17 protein-coding genes are annotated in these 21,315 nt (G+C 43.1%); 5 read left to right on the top strand and 12 right to left on the bottom strand.

Translation table 11 applies throughout. The features are described from left to right. Positions 1-137: 137 nt before the first annotated feature. From Q8M62_RS09355 to Q8M62_RS09335, 5 genes are all read right to left on the bottom strand, one after another. Positions 138-2,672, bottom strand: a complete 2,535-nt coding sequence (locus Q8M62_RS09355) for a M14 family metallopeptidase (RefSeq protein WP_304901472.1) — start codon at positions 2,670-2,672, stop codon at positions 138-140. Between the two features lie 217 nt (positions 2,673-2,889). Beyond that, positions 2,890-3,312 (bottom strand): organic hydroperoxide resistance protein, encoded by a 423-nt coding sequence (locus Q8M62_RS09350; protein ID WP_304901471.1) that lies wholly within the window; start codon positions 3,310-3,312, stop codon positions 2,890-2,892. Between the two features lies 1 nt (position 3,313). After that, entirely contained in the window at positions 3,314-3,754 is a 441-nt protein-coding gene (locus Q8M62_RS09345) for a MarR family winged helix-turn-helix transcriptional regulator (protein WP_304901470.1), read from the bottom strand. Positions 3,755-3,901: 147 nt separating this feature from the next. Then, positions 3,902-5,113 carry a redoxin domain-containing protein gene (locus Q8M62_RS09340; protein ID WP_304901469.1) on the bottom strand — a complete coding sequence of 404 codons (1,212 nt, stop codon included), beginning with the start codon at positions 5,111-5,113 and terminating at the stop codon, positions 3,902-3,904. 21 nt (positions 5,114-5,134) lie between these two features. Next, positions 5,135-6,445: a Gfo/Idh/MocA family protein gene (locus Q8M62_RS09335; protein WP_304901468.1), complete on the bottom strand. Its 1,311-nt coding sequence runs from the start codon at positions 6,443-6,445 to the stop codon at positions 5,135-5,137. 283 nt (positions 6,446-6,728) lie between these two features. Here Q8M62_RS09335 and Q8M62_RS09330 point away from each other — a divergent pair, with 283 nt between their 5' ends. Then, positions 6,729-7,661 carry a hydrogen peroxide-inducible genes activator gene (locus Q8M62_RS09330; protein ID WP_304901467.1) on the top strand — a complete coding sequence of 311 codons (933 nt, stop codon included), beginning with the start codon at positions 6,729-6,731 and terminating at the stop codon, positions 7,659-7,661. 2 nt (positions 7,662-7,663) lie between these two features. Here Q8M62_RS09330 and Q8M62_RS09325 read toward each other — a convergent pair whose 3' ends face one another. The 3 genes from Q8M62_RS09325 to Q8M62_RS09315 form a co-directional block, all read right to left on the bottom strand. Further along, complete coding sequence (locus Q8M62_RS09325) at positions 7,664-8,131, bottom strand: copper resistance protein NlpE (RefSeq protein ID WP_304901466.1); 468 nt, start codon at positions 8,129-8,131, stop codon at positions 7,664-7,666. Between the two features lie 39 nt (positions 8,132-8,170). After that, complete coding sequence (locus Q8M62_RS09320; protein ID WP_304901465.1) at positions 8,171-8,830, bottom strand: TonB family protein; 660 nt, start codon at positions 8,828-8,830, stop codon at positions 8,171-8,173. An 83-nt stretch (positions 8,831-8,913) separates the two neighbouring features. Continuing rightward, a complete protein-coding gene (locus Q8M62_RS09315) occupies positions 8,914-9,366 on the bottom strand; it encodes a hypothetical protein (RefSeq protein ID WP_304901464.1) in 453 nt (150 codons plus the stop codon). A gap of 288 nt (positions 9,367-9,654) precedes the next feature. On the opposite strand from Q8M62_RS09315, the gene Q8M62_RS09310 reads away from it, so the two are divergent. Further along, positions 9,655-10,437, top strand: a complete 783-nt coding sequence (locus tag Q8M62_RS09310; RefSeq protein WP_304901463.1) for an undecaprenyl-diphosphate phosphatase — start codon at positions 9,655-9,657, stop codon at positions 10,435-10,437. A 344-nt stretch (positions 10,438-10,781) separates the two neighbouring features. On the opposite strand, the gene Q8M62_RS09305 is transcribed toward Q8M62_RS09310, so the two are convergent. The 3 genes from Q8M62_RS09305 to mfd form a co-directional block, all read right to left on the bottom strand. Beyond that, positions 10,782-13,217, bottom strand: coding sequence for a prolyl oligopeptidase family serine peptidase (locus Q8M62_RS09305; protein WP_304901462.1), 2,436 nt, complete (start codon positions 13,215-13,217; stop codon positions 10,782-10,784). Positions 13,218-13,395: 178 nt separating this feature from the next. Beyond that, positions 13,396-14,619 carry a gliding motility lipoprotein GldJ gene (gene gldJ, locus Q8M62_RS09300; RefSeq protein WP_304901461.1) on the bottom strand — a complete coding sequence of 408 codons (1,224 nt, stop codon included), beginning with the start codon at positions 14,617-14,619 and terminating at the stop codon, positions 13,396-13,398. Between the two features lie 177 nt (positions 14,620-14,796). Continuing rightward, the gene (gene mfd, locus Q8M62_RS09295) at positions 14,797-18,147 is read right to left on the bottom strand and encodes a transcription-repair coupling factor (protein WP_304901460.1); all 3,351 of its coding nucleotides are present in this window, start codon (positions 18,145-18,147) and stop codon (positions 14,797-14,799) included. 123 nt (positions 18,148-18,270) lie between these two features. On the opposite strand from mfd, the gene Q8M62_RS09290 reads away from it, so the two are divergent. Next, positions 18,271-18,885, top strand: coding sequence for a cytochrome c oxidase subunit 3 (locus tag Q8M62_RS09290; protein WP_304901459.1), 615 nt, complete (start codon positions 18,271-18,273; stop codon positions 18,883-18,885). Beyond that, positions 18,885-19,334, top strand: coding sequence for a hypothetical protein (locus tag Q8M62_RS09285; protein ID WP_304901458.1), 450 nt, complete (start codon positions 18,885-18,887; stop codon positions 19,332-19,334). Before Q8M62_RS09290 ends, Q8M62_RS09285 begins: the two co-directional genes overlap by 1 nt. On the opposite strand, the gene Q8M62_RS09280 is transcribed toward Q8M62_RS09285, so the two are convergent. Further along, positions 19,312-19,791: a Fur family transcriptional regulator gene (locus tag Q8M62_RS09280; RefSeq protein WP_304901457.1), complete on the bottom strand. Its 480-nt coding sequence runs from the start codon at positions 19,789-19,791 to the stop codon at positions 19,312-19,314. The two genes, Q8M62_RS09285 and Q8M62_RS09280, sit on opposite strands and share 23 nt — an antisense overlap. A 207-nt stretch (positions 19,792-19,998) precedes the next feature. Between Q8M62_RS09280 and Q8M62_RS09275 the strand changes: the two genes are divergently transcribed. Then, the gene (locus Q8M62_RS09275; protein WP_304901456.1) at positions 19,999-21,255 is read left to right on the top strand and encodes an aspartyl protease family protein; all 1,257 of its coding nucleotides are present in this window, start codon (positions 19,999-20,001) and stop codon (positions 21,253-21,255) included. Positions 21,256-21,315 lie beyond the last annotated feature (60 nt).

Genomic DNA, 21,315 nt, shown 5'->3' with positions numbered 1-21,315 from the left:
AAAGTAAAAAAGCTAAAGCTTTTTTAAGTTCCCAGGTAAATTTGAGGACTAACGCATCATTTGTTTTTTCAAATTATCCCCACAAAAAAACCGACCACTCTTCAGTAGTCGGCTTTAATTCAAGATTCTTCTGGATTTTACTGCCCAACCATAAAGATTGCGTTGCTTAATACCAGTTTTCCACTTTCCCAGAATCCTCTGAAAATCGGGTTATCCACAAAGTAGACGATCTGTCCCCGTCCCTGACGTTCTGCACCTATGGCTAGTGATCCACCCATTTTGGATTTGATCTTATACCCAATGTATCCGGTCCGATAGGAATCATTTGCGGCGATGATACCGGCATTGGCTCCACCATTGAGGTAGGCGAATCTGTTGGAATTATTTTTTAGTGTGTAGAATTTTCCACCAGTTCCATACCCTAGTGGGTGCGTTTCATCCATTTTAACTTCATAGATTGCTCCTGCTGTTCCGGAGGAAATACCCAATCTTTCCACTTCGGTGTAAGGCTCTAAACGTTCTTTCTTGGCAAGTTCTTCTGAAGCTTTTTCAGCGGCTTTTTTCTCGTCTTCCGTATCAAAATTCTTCAAAGCAAAGCCTTCCTTATTTGCGAAAAGATTCAAAGCCGCGTCCAGCGCAATCAGTTTACCTCCAGCTTTTACCCAATCGGTCACTTTTTGCTGCGCAGCGCCATTAAGCGCAGATCCAAAGGTTGAAGGCATGATGATCACGTCATATTTGCTCAGGTCATAGCTTCCCATTGCTGCCGCATCCAGGTTGCTGAGCGGATAGTTGAGATCCTTTTCGAAGAAGTGCCAAATCTCTCCATAACTCAGCGAAGAAGTTCCCTGTCCGCCAACCAAGGCTACTTTTGGGGCTTTGATCACACGGACATTTGGCGATCCAAAGTCTTTGCCTTTGTCCACATAGCCTGTTTGGCTAGTGGCCAAGGGAATGCCGAATTTGTTGGCTGCTTCAGTCACTTTTTTGTCAAAATCAGCCACGTATTCATTTCCGCCTTTGGTGATGATGAGGGATCCTGCGGGGAAGTTTTTTCCTTCTACCTCAAACGGAAATTCGGCATATTTTACACGAATTTTCTGATTGAGCAAGTTGGCCAAAAATGCAGCATCACGCGTTCCCTGCCATTTGACAAGGTAAGCTACTGGAGTATTTCCCGCCTGATTTGGGCTGAAAGTTGGGTTTGAATATGCGCCTGCTGCATCTAATCTTGTTTCCAATGCGTAGCCCTGAAGTCCGTAGGCATAGGGCATAGCCCAGCTCGTGATGTCATAGGTGATGGAGTCGTTCAAGGCGGGATTTGGTTCGAAAAGAACTTGGGCCAAAACGGACCTCGGCTGGTAAGCATTGATGATGATGTCTTTTTCAGAAGTGGAAAATGTCACGCCAGTCTTTCCACTTTGATACTCGAAACCCTTCAGGCCGGATCTTGCACCTGCCCTTCCGTATTTGATGCCATTTTTATCCAAAAGCTCCAGCAATTTGGCTACTTGGGCAGGATTGCTTTCGCCTTTGATTACGAAGCTTTTGTATTTGCCTTTGGGATTGGTGGAGTTGTTTTTGAAATAAGCAGCGAATTCATCAACCAATCTTTTGGCATTTTGGCTGGTCACTTCTGCAGCTGACATTGCAGCAGTGTAATGCCCTTCAATTCGGCTTCTCAAAGTCACTGTATCGCCAACTGAATTGTAGCCGCCGATTCCGCCTCGGCCTCCGCCGCCCTGCTCGATTGTCATTCCGATAGCACCGCTGTACATCGGGTAGGTGTCGCCATAGGATGGATACAGCAGATCAAAGCGCTCTTTGGTGAAGTAGAATCGACCCATTTGATCGAAGTATTTCGCAGTATTTCTGCCAAAAATATCCTGAAACTCATGCTGAAAAGGAGTCAGCTGCTCGTGCAAAGGTTCTGCCGCCGGAGCCATGTAAAAGGGATTGTCAATTCCCTGTTCGTGGAAATCCAGGTGCAGCTGAGGCATCCATTGTTGATAGATTTTCAGTCGTTGTTGAGACTCGACTTGTACTTGCCAGGCCCAATCACGATTTAGGTCAAATAGGTAGTGATTTGCACGTCCTCCCGGCCAAGGCTCATTGTGCTCCTGAGACTGAAGGTCAGGCTGCAGCGTGGTGTTCATTTTTTGATTGTACCAGTTGGAATAGCGATCTCTGCCGTCCGGGTTGATGCAGGGGTCGATGATCACAATCTGGTTTTTCAGCCATTCCTGAGATTTGGCATTGTTCGGATCTGCCAAAGTATAAAAAGAGGATATGGCCGCTTCCATCCCCACGGATTCATTTCCATGAACATTGAAAGACATCCAGTTGATCGGGATTTCAGTGCTTGGAGATCCCTCCATCAGTCCTGCCCGCTTGAGGTTATCTGTGCGGATTTGCTCCAATTTTGCCATGTTTTCCGGACTGGATAGTATGGCGATAATCAAAGGGCGTTTCTCGTTGGTTTCGCCGTACTGGATCAGTTTGATGTTGGGATTTTGCGATGTGACATACTCAAAGTAGTCGACCATGCGGTGATGAGGTGTGAATCGGTCCCCGGGTTTATAGCCCAGGAATTGCTCGGGAGTTTGCAATTGGGCCAAAGCGCCAAAGCAAGCCATTAATACAAATGCAATTGAAAGTAAAATCTTGTTCATGCGGGTATTTTTGTTTCAGCGGGGAAGTTAATTGGTTTTGGATTTCGGAGCGTAACCGATTGGGTAAAAGTGTAAAATAGCCTGATTTGGATTTGATCTTTGAGTTGAATTTGTAGGATTGCAAACAAAAAGCTTGAGACTAAATCAAAAAAGACAAGTCATAGCTTGTCTTTTTTGATTTATATCTGCTAAAGCAAAAATCGAATCTTATAGAAATTTATTCTACAGCCTTCACATTCACTTCAATATTCCCTCTTGTCGCTTTGGAATAAACGCAATGCTCGTGGGCAAGGTCGGCCAACTTTTGTGCATGTTCGAGTGAATCAGCATGCGGGATTTTTACCTCGATATCCACGGCCAAGCCAAAGCTGTCAGGACCATAGTGTCCGAGATGAACTTTCGCTTTTATCTCGGAATCTCGCAAACTCGTTTTGCCCGCTACAGCAGCCAAAGTACCTCCAAAGCAGGAGGCATAACCTGCAGCAAAAAGTTGTTCAGGATTGGTTTTACCTCCTTCGCCTCCGATTTCCTTCGGCATAGTGACATCAAAATCCAGCAATCCATCTTCGGTTCGCACATGTCCTTTTCTTCCTCCTGTGTTGACTGCAATTGCAGTGTAGTCCACGATCAATTTTTCCATTTTAAGTTTTGAGTGTTTTGAGTTTGTTCAAAAGCTCCTCCAGTATAGGTAGAAGTATTTGGACTTCGCCAGGTTGTTGGAGTTGAATTTGTTCATCCAACAAAACCAGCGCACTCAAGGTTTTGGATTGAAGTGATTTTCCAGGATAAGTAAGGTGAATGCTTACCGTTCGCTCATCTTCTTCTCCCCGCTTTCGCTTCAGTATATTTTGGCTTTCCAGTTTTTTTAAAAGCGGGGTGAGCGTTCCGGAGTCCAAATTCAGCTTTTCGCCGAGTTGGTGAACTTTCAGCCCGTCTTCTTCCCAAAGGATTGACAGCACCAAAAATTGTGGATAAGTCAGGCCAAATTCATTCAATGTCAACTGGATTCGCTGAATTAAAAGCCGGGACGAGGAGTAGAGTAAGCGGGAAAGCTCAATTGAAGGGAATTCTGAATTAGCCATAAAACGAAAATTAGGATTGGATACAATCTACTTGTTTCCAATCCTATTTCCTAGTTTCCAGTCTCAGTTTTCAGTAAGTAGGGCAGACCTTTGAGGTTTTTTAACCTCGAAGGTCTCTAAAAGGTGGTAATCCTAAATTCGTAAATCCTAATAATATCTTCCGATCATCGGATGATCCACAATTGCTTTTTTCAATTTCAATGCGTCAATAGTACCGGGTACTCGATAGGCCACTTTTCCTCCCGGTTCGATCAAAAGGGTAATCGGTAAACTCCCATCCCAATCCGAACCAACCACTTTGATCACCTCATATTTGTCATTGGTGTCCATGATGTAATTTGGAAGGGCTGATTCTTTTCCTTTCAGGAATTTCAATGCTTTGTCAGCTTGATCCGGTGTGTCCATACTCACAGAGACAAACTGAAAATCTCGCTCTCCATACATCCGCTGAATGGTCACAAACTCCGGATATTCGATGATACATGGCCCACACCAAGTCGCCCAGAAATTGACCAAAAGCAACTCGTCGGTATCATTTTTCAACAAATCCGCCAAACCGGATGGAGAAAGCTTTTCAATTGTAACTGGTCTTTCTGACCAGTCTTTGTTTGTTTTGATGGTGTATTCGTTTTTCCAAGCCCATTTCATGGAGCAGCCAAAAGCAGGCGTTTGAGCAGATTCTGCTGGAAGCGCCTCGCCTCTCAAAGTAGCTTCAATTGCCGCACGTAGATCTTCCGAATTGCCGGTTCCGGGTTTTTCTGAAGCGTCGATTCTACCCGAGTAAGTAAGTTTTCGGTTTTTGTCAAAAACAAATACATGTGGAGTTGCCGTTGGGCCATATGCCAAAGAGAATTCATGAGTATCACCATCATAGAGGTAAGGGAAATTGTACCCTTTATCCACAGCTCGGATTTTCATTTCCTCATAATAATCACCCAAGTCTGTATAGCCCAATTCTTCGGGCAAAACTGCAATTGGACTGTTGGAAGAAATAGCAATGATTGCAACGGATTTTCCTTCGTACTCTTTCACTAAATCAATGTACCGATCTTCATACGCTTGAGCTGTTGGGCAATGATTGCAGGTGAAATTGACTACAAACACTTCCGAATCTGCATAGTCTTCAAGGCTATGGAATTTCCCATCCACGTCAGGGAGATTAAAAGGTGGTGCTTTATCACCAATTGCCAGTTTGGCAATAGTCTGTTCAGACACCACCTGTGGATTTGGAACAAAAGAATCCGCACTGACAGCGACTGGTTCCTCGGTTGACTTGCTACTTTTCCCGCATTGGAAAAACAGAAATGCTGTGGATAAGTAGACAATACATAAGAATATTTTTCGAATAGAATAGTGCATGGGTGAAGTGGATATTTAGAATTAAGTTAGCTTATATCCGTTTTGGTAAGTATAGTGCAGCTTGGTATTAGCTTCCCAATCATCTTTGAACACCTGAGCGATTGGATTCCATTTTAATGATTTTCCAAGGTCTGCTGCAATATTTCCGATAGTACAAACTGTGCAAGTGCTGTGTCCGACTTCTACAGGTACAATCGGATCCTTTCTTTTCCTAATTGAATCAATGAAATCCACATGATGGGCTCCAAATGTGAAGTTTTCAGGTTCCTTTCCTAAATCCAATTCTTTGACAGAAGTATCATAATTTCCTCTTGAGACCTTAATCCAGCCTTTTTCTCCCATGAATTTGACACCCTGTCTGCCCTCATCGAACTTAGTTATCAACATTTCAATGCCGTTGGCATAGCGATAGGTCAGGGGCCTATCACCAATTCCCGGAACAACTTCCACAGGGCCGTTTCGGTCCATGCTGAGTCCCCATTGCGCGATATCAATCATATGGGCGCCCCAGTCGGTCATTAGCCCACCCCCTGTTTCCTTGTACCAGCGCCAAGCGCCCCATGCTGCTTCGTTTTTCTCAGGATTTAACGTAATCCCTGGATTTAACAGATCGTTGAAATGCAATGCAGGGATCGGTCCCAGCCATTTTTCCCAATTCAGTCCGGCAGGAAGCGTTTCTTTTGGCAGGTCGTATGGTTTTGGATGAGGATTATCTCCGACATGGACTAAGACTTGGGAGATTTTTCCTAGGCGTCCTTTTTGCACATGCAGGGCTGCTGTTTGGAAATTGACTGCAGCGCGTTGCATACTCCCTACCGCTAGGACGATTCCATTGGATCGAACGGCTTTGACTAGCTCCTGACCTTCTTTGATCGTAAAGGTTAAGGGCTTTTCCAGGTAAATATCTTTTTTGGCCTTGCAGGCGTCAATTGCCATGATGGCATGCCAATGGTCGGGACTTGCAATAACTACGGCGTCCACTTCTGGATTGGCCAAAAGTTCCCGATAGTCTTCGTAGAGTTTTGGGGCTATGGCAGTCTTTCCTGCTTCGCTCTGATTCTTCTGAACGCGAAGTGAAAATCGCTCTCGCTTAATGGCGTAGACGTCTGCTCCTGCAACGACTTCTACACCTGGGATTTTCATGAAATTATTTAAAAGGCCCACAGCTTGTCGACCAACACCGATAAAGCCCAATCGAACGCGTTCGTTGGCAATGTTGAACAATGGAGAAGCTGTAGAGGCAAAGCTCAGACCTGGTATTAGGCCTAGCCCTGCAGTGGTGAGAAGGCTGGCTCCAAGGAACTTTCTCCTGGAAAAAGAGGAATTACTCATGATAGGTTTTTTGGGTTATTGATTTTCAGTGATATAATCGGAATAAATTAGGCTTTTTTGGAAGGGAAGGGAAATTTTTAAAGTCTTATTTGATTAAAACCACATGGAAGAAGATTAATGGTGCATTATGGCATGTATTGAATTGGCGATCGAACACTTTATCCCGTTTCTTTGATTATCTTAATAGATAAATTCTATTGAAATGCCCAAGAGAAAGTTTTTTGCCCAAGGGAATGATAAGGCATGCTATGTGGCCCTTTTAAACTTATTAAAATCAAATTAAATGACCATTCAACAGCTCGAGTACTTAATCGCGGTAGATAAGCAGCGCCACTTTGGACATGCTGCCGAGTCCTGTTTTGTGACTCAGCCCACCTTGAGCGCGCAACTGAGTAAGCTGGAAAAAGAACTCGGAGTGATTCTCTTTGACCGAAGCAAGATGCCGGTTATTCCCACAGAGATCGGCGTGCAGATCATCGCTCAAGCTAAAAAAGTGGTGTCGGAAAGTAAAGGAATTATGGAACTGGTTGCTCAGCTAAAGGGAGATATTTCCGGCACAATCAAACTTGCGATCATTCCCACCTTGGCGCCATACCTTCTTCATCTGTTTATCCGGAAGTTTTTGGAAAAATACCCCAATGTAAAGCTTGAAGTTCAGGAAATGGTCACTGAAGAGATTGTCAAAAGGCTGAAAAATGATGAATTGGACCTTGGGATTATTGTAACGCCACTTGATGAGACAGGCGTAGTGGAAAAGCCGATGTTTTACGAAAAGTTTTACGTGTACCTATCCGTGAATCACCCACTTTTGAAAGAAAATGAAATTCGTGCAGATCAATTGAAATCGGAAGAGCTTTGGGTTTTGCAGCAAGGCCACTGCTTCAGGGATCAGGTAATCAGTTTCTGTGATCAAAGTATGGCAGGTCATAAGAATTTCCACTATGAAAGCGGTTCCTTGGAAGGCTTGAGGAATATGGTTAATCGCTACCAAGGGGTCACGCTCCTTCCCGAATTGGCGACTCATGGGCTTTCTCAGGAAGAGAAAGGCAGGTTAAGGCCTTTTGCAGGAACTGCTCCAATCCGGGAAGTGAGTATTATTTTGAATCGAAGCTTCCTAAAGCAAAAATTGGTAGAACTGCTTTACAAAGAAATTACCGAAGCGATTCCGCATGAGATGACTTCAAAAGCTCACGGGAAAATTGTGCGGTTTAAGTGAGCTCACTTTCTTTTGAGTATATACTGATCGGCCAATGCTCCCTCAATTCGGTGGCCGGCTTGATCCAAGTACCAAAGTTGATCTTCTCCGACTTTGAATTTGCCCGGATAATCACCAATTAGTCCTTGGAGGGTAACATTGGAACCCGATTTATCCCATAAGAATTTGCCGGTGAAAATTTCTTCCCGAGCATCGTTTAGACCCAGGTAGTTTGTCTTGAGCTCAAAAGTACCGTCCTGATTCAGTGTAACCCAAGTTTCAATTCCTTCACAACTTTCGCAGGGGAGGGTATTAAAGTAGGTGCCTTCCCAGTCTAAGGAAGTCTCGGAATTGTCGCCCGCCGGGAGTGCCTTTTCTTCAACAACAAATTCTGTGGAATCCGTAAAGTCCCAAGAAACTGTTTCGGTTGGTTTATTGCAGGAATAGTGGAAAGTTAATAGACCAATAAGAAGGTAATTGGACTTTTTCATCAAATTATTGATTTTAAAGAATCGAAGTTACAGCAAAATTCAAAAAGATCTACTGGGTATAGTCCCTGTTACCTGACGGGTGCTTACCTGTCCAAAAACCTTGATGTCAATTTGATTGAGTACTTGGATTTGCAATTTTTGATAAGCTAAGAGATCTGTTGTTGCCTCTTCTTCCATACCGAGTTGACGATGAATTTGCGAGCGTAATTCCAGGCTTTTGGTATCATAGGGATTTTCATTAACCAGCCGATCAGCAATTTTAAGAGCCTTGTCTGCCTTGCCTTTTTGTATCAGGTTAATGGCTGATTTGATTCTTTCTTGTTTTCCACTAGTCCCCTCTTGAATCATAATGAAATTGTATACTAAAAAATAGGTCCCTCCGGCCTTGCGATCCTCAAGCATATTGGGTGACCACAGATGACGCATCGATTCCACAGCCGCCAAAACCTGATCATCAAAATAGGGTGCTGCTTTTTTCTCTAAATTTATTTCTCCCAGATTTCCTTTTTCATCTGTACCGAGAGAAACCACAACAACGCCTTCTTTTCTAGCGCGGAGCGCTTCGATGGGATATTTGATTTGTCGCGTAATTAATACCTCCCATTGTGCTAAACCAGAATTTTGGGATTGGGAAAAAAGAGGTTGAAAAAAAGTGAATACGATAAGGAAGAATAGTGGAATACATTTAAATCTAGTCATACCTGTAAATTAACCTTTCCGATTCATCACGCACAAGAAATTTCAGATAAAAGGATGTTTTATGGGATTGGAATTGGATGCCGCTACACCCCAAACTGTGTCAAATGATGATCCAGATGCTTGTAGAATTGATTGTTCCACTCCTGAGCGGTCATTGGGCCAAAAGAAAGTGATTCTTTTCCTTCGAAATGATCTCGACCCAGCGAAAGGGTATGCTCCAGATAGGTGATCAATCTGGCTTTTTCTTCTTCGAAATTCTTTCTTTCCGTGATAATAAAGGCAGGAGCAGTTCGGATGTTTTTTGAGTAAGGTACTTCATTCACCACTCCTTTTTTCACAAATGCTTTTAACAGAAATCGCAAGAAGGCATTCGGCTTTGGGTGCTTATTGGTAAAAGCCATTTCATAGGCTACACAGCAATGGGCGAGCATTTGATCCACAGTCATTTTGCCCCACAGTGCGGGAGTTTCGGGCTTGAGTTGATTTATTCTGGAAATAAGTTCAGCTGTGACAGGGGGATCAAATATGTTTTTCATGGCAAAATGAGTTTTTCCAAGTTAATACGTTCATTTCGAGGTTGTATTTCTTCAGACCTGAAATCCCAAGTTTCTGTTATTTGGGATAGAAGCAGACTTCACAGGGTACTTTTCCGGGTAGAGGATCCAGGTTACTTCTCAATATGAATTTAGGTTTATTCCATCAAATTTTTTCTGATCAGCCAAGTTCTCCCAGTTAATTTCTTTGGGATTGAAATTCCTTAGGTCAAATGTCCTTGGCTTCCCAATGGGTTTGCTAGTTTTGCAGGATCAAAAAATTACCTGTCCATGACCCTTTTTCAATCCATCATCATCGCCATCGTCGAAGGCCTGACTGAGTTTTTGCCCATTTCATCCACGGGACACATGATTTTGGTGTCGGCAGCGATGGGAATTCACGAAGATGAGTTTGTCAAGACGTTTGAAGTTTTCATCCAGCTCGGAGCGATTTTGGCCATTGCCTTGATGTACATCAAGCGATTTTTCAAAAGTATTGACATTTACCTGAAGCTTTTTGCGGCTTTTTTGCCAACCGCGATTGTCGGGCTTGTGGCTTATCCATACATCAAAGCATATTTGTTTAATCCGATTGTGGTTTCGGTATCGCTGATTTTGGGTGGTGTTTTCTTGATTCTCATTGACAAAAAAGTGATTGCTCAGAAGTCTGACCTGGCCGAGGTGGAGGACATGTCCTATAAAAATGCATTTTTTATCGGCCTTTGTCAGTGCCTCTCCATGGTGCCGGGGACTTCCCGTGCCGCAGCGACGATTATCGGTGGGGTGTTCAATGGGCTGGATAAGAAGCAGGCGACGGAGTTTTCCTTTCTATTGGCTGTGCCGACTATGATGGCCGCTGGCGGATATGATCTTCTCAAGTCTGAATTGACCTTCACCGAAGGACAATTGCTTATGCTGGGAGTGGGTTTTGTGGTTGCCTTCATTGCAGCCTGGATTGCAGTGAAGCTGTTTTTGAAATATGTCTCTAATCACGGATTTACCGCTTTTGGCTGGTATCGGATAGCACTAGGGATCTTATTTTTGATCTTTATGTGGGGGACGGATTTGGGCTGAAATTTACTTTTCTCGCAGATGACACAGATTTGCGCAGATTCTGAATAACCATTTAGAAAATTTAGGGAATTAAGTTTTAGGGATTGAGCTGAAGTGGTGATTTGAGGCGTTTAATTTTCTTGATTCCTTAATGGTTGAAATGTTTGCCTTGAATTATGGAAAGAGCTTTTAAAATTCCATTCATAGATTTAAAGCTATGTTTCCAAACCTCCAGCGGATTTCTTTTGCCTTTTATAAGGGGTAAAATGTAAAAATGCCATTCCACTTTAGCTGCTTGGGTTTTTGTATTAAAAAAGCCCTGTCTGAAAATTGAAATCAGACAGGGCTTTTTTGGTGTTTTGAGATTACTTCTTCGTATCCAATTGATTTTTATTCTTCACAAACTTCTCTAACCAGGTATCCATTTCCCAAAGCGTATGAAGGATGGATTCTTTGGCCGCATAGCCATGACTTTCGTGTGGGAGGAATACCAGGCGGGTAGTGACCCCATGGCCCTTCAGCGCATTATAGTACCGCTCGGATTGAATCGGAAACGTTCCGGAGTTGTTGTCCGCTTCGCCGTGAATCAGGAGAATCGGAGTCTCCACTTTGTGGGCATAGGAGAATGGGGACATATTGAAATACACTTCCGGAGCTTCCCAATACGTTCGCTGCTCATATTGAAATCCAAAAGGAGTCAAAGTTCTGTTATACGCGCCACTTCGTGCAATTCCTGCGGCAAACAAATTGGTATGAGAAAGCAGGTTTGCCGTCATAAATGCGCCATATGAGTGTCCACCGACTCCGATTCTCATTCGATCCCCGATGCCCATTCCAACGATCTGATCGATGGCAGCTTCGGCATTGGCCACTAACTGTTCGATGAAATAATCGTTGGGTTCTTCCTCACCTTCGCCCACAATCGGCATTTCGGTCTGATCCATGATCGCATAGCCACGCGTCACCCAGTAGATCGGCGAACCCCAGCTTAATCTGGTAAAGGCATATTTGGAGCCTCTGACTTGCGCGGCGATTTCGGCTGATTTATACTCACGGGGATAGGCCCACATTAAGACGGGAAGTGTTCCGTCTTTTGTGGCATCGTATCCCGCAGGCGTGTAAACCACCGCGGAAAGGCTCAGTCCGTCTTTTCTTTTGTAAGTGACCAATTGCTTCTTTATTCCTTTGATGGATTCGTAGGGATGAGCAAAGTTGGTCACCTGAAGCGGGGCGATCCTTTTTTTGGTATTGATCAGCCAATAATTAGGCTGAAGATCTGTACTTTCTTTTAGTGTAATAAACTCTGATGCATCTTCATCCAGTACTTTGACTACCCGCTCGTAGTACGGAGCCTGTGATCTCCAGAGGATGTTCTCTGTTTTATTCTTGGTGTCAAAAGCAGAAAGGTAAGGCATGCTACCATCCGGTGAACCACCCTCGCTTGTCATATAGACCAGATCACCTTTACGAAGAAGGACACGCTGACCAAATTTGTTCACGGTGTAGACAGGATTTCCCGGATCATTGTAAATATCATCCGATGAACGATCAATAATTACTTTTGGAGATTGCCCTGCATTGGATGGATTAATCACGGATTTCCGATCCATTCTTGTTTTAGACCAGCTTTCCGAAAGGATAGCAAAGTTATCGTCCGACCAGGCGATGCCGCCAAATCGGTAGGGAGTGCTCGCCAGCTTTTGTTTAACTCCCGTAAATGGAGCTTTTAGCGTGTAAATAATTTCTCGCTCTGCAATTTCAACTTTGGGATCCCCACCGTCCTGAGCCTCCACCCAATATAATGTGGCGGGTTGATCTGCTCTCCAATTGATATTGCGGGGGCCTGCGACAGTGGCATCAAAACCTGTGGGACGATTTTCATCCAATGGAATTTGTGCCAAAGTTTTTACCTTTTGTCCTGCTTTGGTCCAAATTTCCACATCATAAGGAAAGCGGTTTGCAGGTACCAGATATGAAAAAGGTTTTTTGACAGTTTCGACGATTAGATGGGATCCGTCGGGAGATAGATCCATTGACTTGATCATACCTGCCGGGCCGATTGGCTTTTTAGTTCCATCCAAATTAACCATCATTAGCTGGGAGCTCATGAAATAGGCAAACAGTGCCTCGTCATGTGGGTTAGTAAGCAAATCCTGATAGGTTCTGCTTGGAGCTGCATTGCCTGAAGTCTCCTGAATTATTGGTCCGGCCGGAGCTAGGGGAGCTTTTGGAATTTCTCCCCGTACTGGATTGACGGCTTTAATTAAAATTTGATTGTCCGGAGTCCAGGCAAAGCTTCCTCCCACGATTTCATTTAAAATGCTCTCAGTGAGTTTACGAGCTTCGAAGGTGGCTATATCTATCACCCAAAGACTGATCCCATTAGCTTCAGTCTGCGTAAAAGCCACATAATTATCATCTCTGGAAAGCGAAAAACCGTTCATTTTTGGATTTGTTGGGAGTCCTTTGATTTGGACTTCTTCTCCTCCCTTGGTCATTTTAATTTTCAGATTTTCCACACTGCCGGTTCTACTTGGTCCGGAGGTGGCTGGATTTATACGCAGACCGGCGATACGAAGCTCAGGCTGAGACAGATCTTCGATGGAAGGATTCCCTGCCCGTTCAAGTAACATCATCCAATCTCCATTTTTGCTAAAAACAACCGAAGGGGTACTTGGTGCATTGACCAAATCGGCTATAGCCTTGGGTGGAGTCTGATAAGTAGTCTGTGCAAAATTGGACCCAAGGCACGCTCCGAATAAAGCGAGCGCCAAAATTGATTTAGTTAAGAGTTTATACATATTAATTTGGGTTAATTCTGCATGAAAATACTCTTGAATTTTAGAAGTCAAGGATTGAAATACGCCAATGGTAAAAATTGGAGGGAAAGTGGAGTTTCCTGATGTTTTGACTAATTATGCCATTAAAACAAAAAAGCCCGGCATTTTGGGCCAGGCTCACTTTTATTACATTTAATTTTTATTTTCCTTTTTCACCAATGGAGATCATTGCACAACGGAATCCGATGTGGTTTGTGGCAGAATCTTGGTGCATAAATCTACGTGTACCGGGTGCCAACCAATAGGCCACATCCTTCCAAGAACCACCTTTATATACCCTGATTTGGTCCGTAAATAAAGAAGTCTCATAATTTTCCTCTTCGTCATACACACCATCTTTTCTCACAGGGTTAAGATCATCTGAATCCTGAAAAGTCATCGGCCTGTAGATGTCATAAACCCACTCGTTCATGTTACCTGCCATGTGATAAAGACCAAAATCATTTGGAGCCATATCATACACGTTGGTTGGAAGAATGTCTCCATCGTTCCTTTGATTACCTGAGATACCAGCATAGTCACCTCGTCCCCGCTTAAAGTTAGCAAGGAAATCTCCCTGCTTACCTTTTCGCTTTACGTTGTAGGGATTACGGACGCCACGACCATCCCAAGGATAGATTCGGCCATATTCCTGATTTTCATCCAAATATTGAGTTCCGATCATCGCTTTGGCGGCATATTCCCATTCAGCTTCGTTTGGAAGTCTAAAATCTGCCATTGCTACTCCTCGTTCTATTAATTGAACTTTAGTGAAGGATGAATCAATGCCTCTTTCCTTACGAACTAAATCCTGAACGAAATCAGTTCTCCATTTTGAATATACGCTTGCTTGTTTCCAGGATACTCCTGCCACAGGGTAGAAGTTGAAGCCAGGGAATCTAAAATAGTATGATTGATACAAGTCATTGAAGGACATTGCACTCGCCCAGACTGCTTCAGAAGGTTCGAGTTTCAAAAGCGAATCAGCACTCACTTTTTTCTTCATGTCAAACAAAAATTCCCGGTAATCATTATTGGTGATTTCGGTTTCATCCATGTAAAAATTGGCGATCGAAACAGTTCTCTCCAAGTTATCTCTAAAAGCCATTACGTCCTCTTCCTGTGAACCCAATACGGTACGGCCGCCCTGAATAAACTTCAAGTTTGGACCGGGAATTTGCTCTGCTCTTTTGGAAACAAAAAAGTTTGTAGAATCATTTTCCTCAAAAGAAAATGCTGCTCCGGTAGTAGCACTTTTCTTACCAGGTTTGTCGGCGGTTCTTCGGCCATACCCTGGAGTTTTGTTACAGGAGGATAATACAGTAGCGGAAACCAGCAAAAAAGCTGTTGTCCACATTCCCCATGATTTGTTATTCAGACGCATATTTTGATGTTTTGGTCTATTTCAGAATGCTAATATAGATGCATTGGAACCTACTTCCAACGCTTTTCAATTTTCAGGTTTATTCAAAATGGCCCCAATTGAATCATTTGAGGCAAATTCAACAAAATTCATAATCGAAAATGCAATATTTATGCCAGTTAAATTTTGATAAATTTCTTATAAACTCATTTCCAAAAGAACCTTTTGGGCCTTTTGAATGGTCGGGACTCCTTCGATGGTAAGAATCAAACGGTTTTTGTGTTCTTTTATTTTACACTGCTTACTATGGACTTGTGCAAACTTCATGATTTTACCAAAAGCAGAGGAGGAATAGAAGTCATCTCGATTGGAGGGCAAAAGATAGCACTTCATTTGCCTTCCTTTCAAGACAAGCTTCTCAATTCCAAGCTTTTCTGCTAACCAACGTAAACGAACTGTCTCCATTAAGTCACTGACTGCCTGTGGGAATGGACCAAAACGATCCTGAAGCATTAGCGAAAACTTGGTGAGATCTTCTTCATTTTTGATTGCATCGAGTTTGGAATATAGCCCCAAACGTTCACTGATATTGGTCACGTATGTTTCAGGAATCAACAGTTCCAAGTCGGTTTCTATGGTACAATCCTGAACCAATACCTTCACTCTTTCGCTCAAATCTGTTTCAAAAAGTGCGGCAAATTCATTTTCCTTCAATTCCTGTACAGCTTCATCGAGAATTTTATGATACATCTCAAATCCCAGATCTGTGATAAATCCGCTTTGCTCGGCACCCAGTAAATTTCCCGCTCCCCGAATGTCCAGATCTTTCATCGCTACTTTGAATCCGTCACCTAAATCCGAAAACTCCTCCAAGGTTTGAAGCCTTTTTCTGGCCTCCGCAGTCAAACCTGACATCGGACTGGTCAAAAGGTAGCAGAATGCTTTTTTATTGCTTCGCCCTACCCGGCCACGCATCTGATGCAAGTCGCTCAATCCAAACATGTGGGCCCGGTTGATGATGATCGTATTGGCATTCGGAATATCCAGTCCTGACTCGATGATATTGGTAGAGACCAATACGTCATATTCATGATTGATGAAATCTACCATTACTTTTTCAAGCTTTTTACCATCCATTTGACCATGAGCACTGATAACTCGGGCATCCGGCACCAGCTTCATGATCAGGTTGGCAATGCTGTCAATCTCCCCGACACGATTGTGCACAAAGAAAACCTGCCCTCCTCTTCTCAACTCATAAGCAACGGCATCACGGATCACAGGCTCTTGGAAGGTCTGGACTTCGGTGGTGACAGGTTGTCGATTGGGGGGAGCAGTAGCAATCACAGAAAGATCCCGTGCACCCATCAGCGAGAAGTGCAGGGTTCTGGGGATAGGGGTAGCGGTCAGTGTTAGTACATCCACATTGACTCTCAGGTTTTTGAGTTGGTCTTTGACTTTGACACCAAACTTCTGCTCCTCATCGATGATCAACAGACCGAGATCTCTAAAAACGATGTCTTTATTGACGATTTTATGTGTGCCAACCAGGATGTCGATCTCGCCGGTTTTCACCTGAGCAATGATTTCCTTTATTTCTTTAGCAGAGCGAAAACGGTTGATGTATTCCACCTTGACAGGAAGATTTTCCAATCTTTCGCTGAAGGTGTGGAAATGCTGCATTGCCAAAATGGTGGTTGGGACCAAAATGGCCACTTGCTTGCGGTCATTGACTGCTTTAAAGGCCGCACGGATGGCGACTTCAGTCTTTCCGAATCCCACGTCTCCACATACCAATCGGTCCATTGGATATGTTTTTTCCATATCAGATTTGACATCTGAAGTGGCCAAAGCCTGATCAGGCGTATCTTCATAGATGAAGGAAGATTCCAATTCCACCTGTAAAACAGAATCTCTCGAGAAGGCAAACCCATGTGCAGATCTTCGCTTGGCATAGAGCGCGATCAGATCCTTTGCAATGTCTTTTACCTGTTTTTTGGCGCGGGATTTTTTGTTTTCCCACTCGGGAGAACCCAATTTCGACATGGAAGGTACTTGCCCCTCCTGACCGGAATATTTTGAGATTTTGTGGAGGGAATGGATGTTGACGTACAAAAGGTCATCATCCCGAAAGATCAGTCGGACAGCTTCTTGCATCTTGCCGTTGACGTCGACCTTTTCCAAACCCGCAAAGCGTCCAACGCCATAATCAATGTGAACAATGTAATCGCCGGGGTGGAGGGCTTTCAGCTCCTTGATGGTGAGGGCTTTGGATTTACTGGCTTTTGCCCTTGATTTATATCTGTGAAAACGTTCAAATAACTGGTGATCGGTGTAGCATACGATTTTTCCCTGCTTGTCTACAAATCCCTCCCTTAGCCCCAAAAGCATGCTTTGAACATGAAGAGTAGGATCCAATTCATGAAAAATTCCAAGTAGCCGGTCGATTTGCTTTTCGTTCTCAGCCGTAATTAAATTGGTGAACCCTTGCTTTTCGTTGTCTGAAAGATTGGCGACGAGCAGGTCGAAATTCTTATTGAAAGAGGGCTGAGGCTGACTTTCCCAGTTTATTTTATTTTCTGTTTTCAAATAAAATTGCCTGCCAAATTCAACACTTGAAAATCTGCTGATGATGGCTGAAAAGTCCGCTCCCCGATCAAACAAATCTGTAGGCTTCAGCAATAAATTTTCGGTGTGAGATTTGGATACAATTTGGGTAAATGCCTGTTCAGCTTTGTGAAAGGATTCATCCATCACGTCGACTGTCAGCTGATAATCCTTGATCCAAATAGTCGCGTTTTCAGGCAGAAAGCTCAGAAATGATTGCCGTACCTCCTGAAGCAGCTTCGTCTGTACATTTGGGATCAGGGAAATCAACTCCACACTTGCAATTGAAAGTTGGGTTTCCGGATCAAAGGTTCGGATACTTTCCACTTCTTTGCCGAAAAGTTCGAGGCGATAGGGATGCTCGTTGCTGAAAGAAAACACATCCAGAATCCCTCCCCGTATGGCAAATTGCCCGGGTTCATAGACGAAGTCGGTTCGCTCAAAATCATAGCTGGCCAAAAGTTCTGACACAAACTCCATATCGACCGATTCACCGACTCTTACCGAGAAGGTGTTTTCTACGAGTGACCGCTTATTGATCACTTTTTCGTAGAGTGCCTCTGGATAAGTGATGATTATGCGAGATTCTCCTTTTGTCTCCAAAATATGGTTCAGGATTTCGGCCCGCATCAGGACATTGGCATTGTCTACTTCATCGTATTGATAGGGGCGTTTAAAACTGCCGGGGAAAATCATGTGAACCTCCGTGTGAAGGAGGTTTTGCAAATCTGAATTCAGGTAGGCCGCCTCCTCTTTATCTTGAGCGATGATGAGGTGAAAACCACCACTTTTTTCAAAATAAGAAGCTAAAAGAACCATGTCCAAGCTTCCTGATAGTCCCCGAAGTTGGAGTTTAATCGTTTCGGTAGACGCTAGCTGATGGGCAAGTGTCTGAAAAATAGGGTCTGACTGGTAAATGCTGATAAAGGACTGACGATCCAAGGCTGGAAATGTTAGAGGAAAATTGGAAGTGCCAAATTTAGGGTATTTTGACCTTTTTAAGGTTAGCGGTCGAGTATTTGATAATTTTCTGAACCAAGCACCCTTTAAAATGTTTTTTACCAGATGAATCGAACCAAAGAACCCCAAACCTGGCTTCAACGGGTGGAGAATCTCCATCCCTATGAGACTTTACTTTATTTGGGGATGTTTGGTAGCGGGCTGATTTTTTTATTCTTAGCCGTAGCTTTCATCTCCTCCGGAATTAATCAGCTAGAAGGCTTGAATCACAAGATCCCTGTAGCATTTCTGATTTCTACCTTCATGTTGATCCTTTCGGGGTATACAGCGACCAAAATGAGACTACATTATCAGGAAGAAAACATTCCCAAATTGGAAGGCTCATTGCGGAACACCTTTTTTCTGGGAGTGACTTTCACTATCCTTCAGTTTGCAGGATGGAAGGAATTAACTGACATGGGTATAAATTTTACGGGGCTTCCCAGTGGCAGTTTTTTATATTTACTTTCCGGGATTCACATCTTCCATTTGTTGGGGGCAATGATCTTTGCATTAATATTATTGGTACAGCTTCGCAAAACCCAAGAAGATGGGATCCGAAAATTGATCTTGGTGACCAACCCGTTTGAAAAAATGAGAATTCGGTTATTTACCGTTTACTGGCATTTTATGGATGCGATTTGGTTGATTTTATTTTTCCTGTTTATCCTTAGTTTCTGATGCAAATACAAATAGAATCTCCTGTCGAGCAAGGCTATCTTGAGGTGAAAGCCGGATTCAATGAGTCGCTTTTCAAAAAGCTCAGTCCGCCATTTCCTCCGGTGAAGCTGTTGCGATTTGATGGCTCACGAAAGGGTGATCTGGTTACTCTGGAACTTAATTTTATTTTTTTTAAACAAAAGTGGACCAGTGAAATCACAGAAGACAGTACCACCCCGCTGGAGTTTTTCTTTGTAGACAAAGGCGTAGAATTACCTTTCTTCCTTAAAAAATGGAAACACAAGCATCGGATAATTTCATCGGGGATCGGTTCGATTATTCGCGATGAGATTGAGTATGAGGCACCTTTTCGTTTATTGACCTACGCACTTTATCCAGCCTTATGGCTTCAGTTTGCTTTTCGGAAGCCGATTTACAAAAAGATTTTCAAAAGGCCTGGAGCGCACTGAGATTTTCGCAGTTTTCAATTCTACAATCGCCATAGAGAACCAAAGAATGGCTGGTGATTTGGGATTTGAAATCCCGGCCTGTGGAATCCTTGATTTCATTGATTTTCGGATCGGAAAATTCACGGATTTTTTGGCATTGATTGCAGACATGATGGTCGTGGTGCTTGTAAGTCAGCGCCTGCTCGTAGAGCGCCACTTTATCTTTGAACTGATGCTTGACCGCCAATCCGCTTTCGACCAGAAGATCCAAGGTATTGTAAATAGTAGCACGACTGATTGTATAACCTTTGTTTCTCATTTTCAAGAAAAGGCCTTCCACGTCAATGTGTTCGTCTTCGGGTAAAATGTACAGTTCATCAATGACTGAAAATCGTTCCGGAGTTTTTCTGTTACCCTGTTTAATCAGGAAGTTTTCGAAAATCTTTTTCGCTTTATCAATTAGAACTGTATCCGCCATTTTTGAATTGATGATTAAGAATTAAAGATGAGGCATTCCTGTTTTTTTGGCAAATCGCCCTGCGTTTTCTGGGTAATTTGATTTCAGTCTAAATTAGTGAAAAGAATTTTCAATCTTATTCCAACTTTTGGGTAGGCAATTTGAGTTTATGGAGTATAACCTTAAAAGAAATCTCATTATCTTCTGTCGGAGATCACCCCAACCCAAATGATTTCAAGAAAGATTTTCCTCCTTGTCCTTTTATCTTTCAATTTTAAAGCCTTTACGGAGGCTCAGGTGCCTGGATTTTTCATGAAAGAGGAAGCACGAAAAGTCAGAATTCCTTTTTACAGCTCCAATAGCCTGATTATTCTGCCTGTTTCGATTAATGGTAGCGAGTCGATCAATTTTCTTGTCGACACAGGTGTACGCTCAAACATATTGTTCAGCAAAACTTTGGGTGATGCATTAGGTTTGGATTACACCCGACGGCTTAGTATTGCTGGCGCGGATGGATCTACGGTCATTATGGCGCAAGTATCACCGATCAACACCTTGGATCTTGGTCCTATTGTGGGAAGGATGCAGAGCTTATTGGTACTCGAACAGGATTTTTTCGAATTGGAATCTGTGATTGGAGTGCCGGTTTATGGGATTATCGGGTATGAATTTTTCAAATTCAATCCTGTCAAAATTAATTATGATGAAGGATTTTTGGAGTTCTATAGAGAAAATTCGATCAAGTGGAAACCTCCCTTTTATCGAAAATTTGATATGGCTATTGAGGATAGTAAGGCATATATCGAGGCCAAAATCAATCAAAAAAGCGGTCCAAAGATCAAAGCTAAACTGTTGATTGATACGGGTGCCAATCATGGCCTATTACTCAATCAGGAGACTTCGGATGAAATTAAAATGCCTCCGCTGTTCATTGAATCCCAACTTGGTCAATCGCTCGGTGGGGTACTTTACGGATACATCGGGAGGGTGAACTCACTCAATCTGAATGGGCTGAATATGAAGGAGGTGCTCACCTCTTATCCTGATAAAAATACATTCAGTGACATCATTGTGGCTACGGGTAGACAAGGTAGTCTAGGTTCTGAGGTGTTGGGCAGGACTAGAATGATTTTGGATTATCAGCGAAAAAGAGCGTTGATCCGAAAAGGAGAAAATTTCTATTCACCCTTTGAATATGATATGAGCGGGTTGATTTTGAGAAAAATCCCGAATGATGAAAACCGCTACTATGTGAGTGATGTTCGATTGGGCTCCCCAGCCTACAAAACGGGGATTTTGCCCTATGATGAACTCCTCTCCGTCAATAAGATTCCTACCTTTCTTTGGGAACTTTCGGAACTTTTCAAACTGCTTAGATCAGAGGAAGGAAAGGAAATTCAATTGGAAATGAGGCGCTATCAAAGTGATGATTTAACCGAATTTGATGATTATAAAGTGAGTATTTTTCTCAAAAAGCAAATTTAAATATTCCTCATGGAGGGATTATTTGGATAACTTTGACGCGGGTTTTAAACACCAAAGCTT

The organism is Algoriphagus sp. (genome assembly GCF_030694375.1).
Taxonomy (GTDB): Bacteria; Bacteroidota; Bacteroidia; order Cytophagales; family Cyclobacteriaceae; genus Algoriphagus.
Note: the sequence above shows the minus strand (reverse complement) of the source record. Positions and strands in the feature narration are given on the sequence as shown.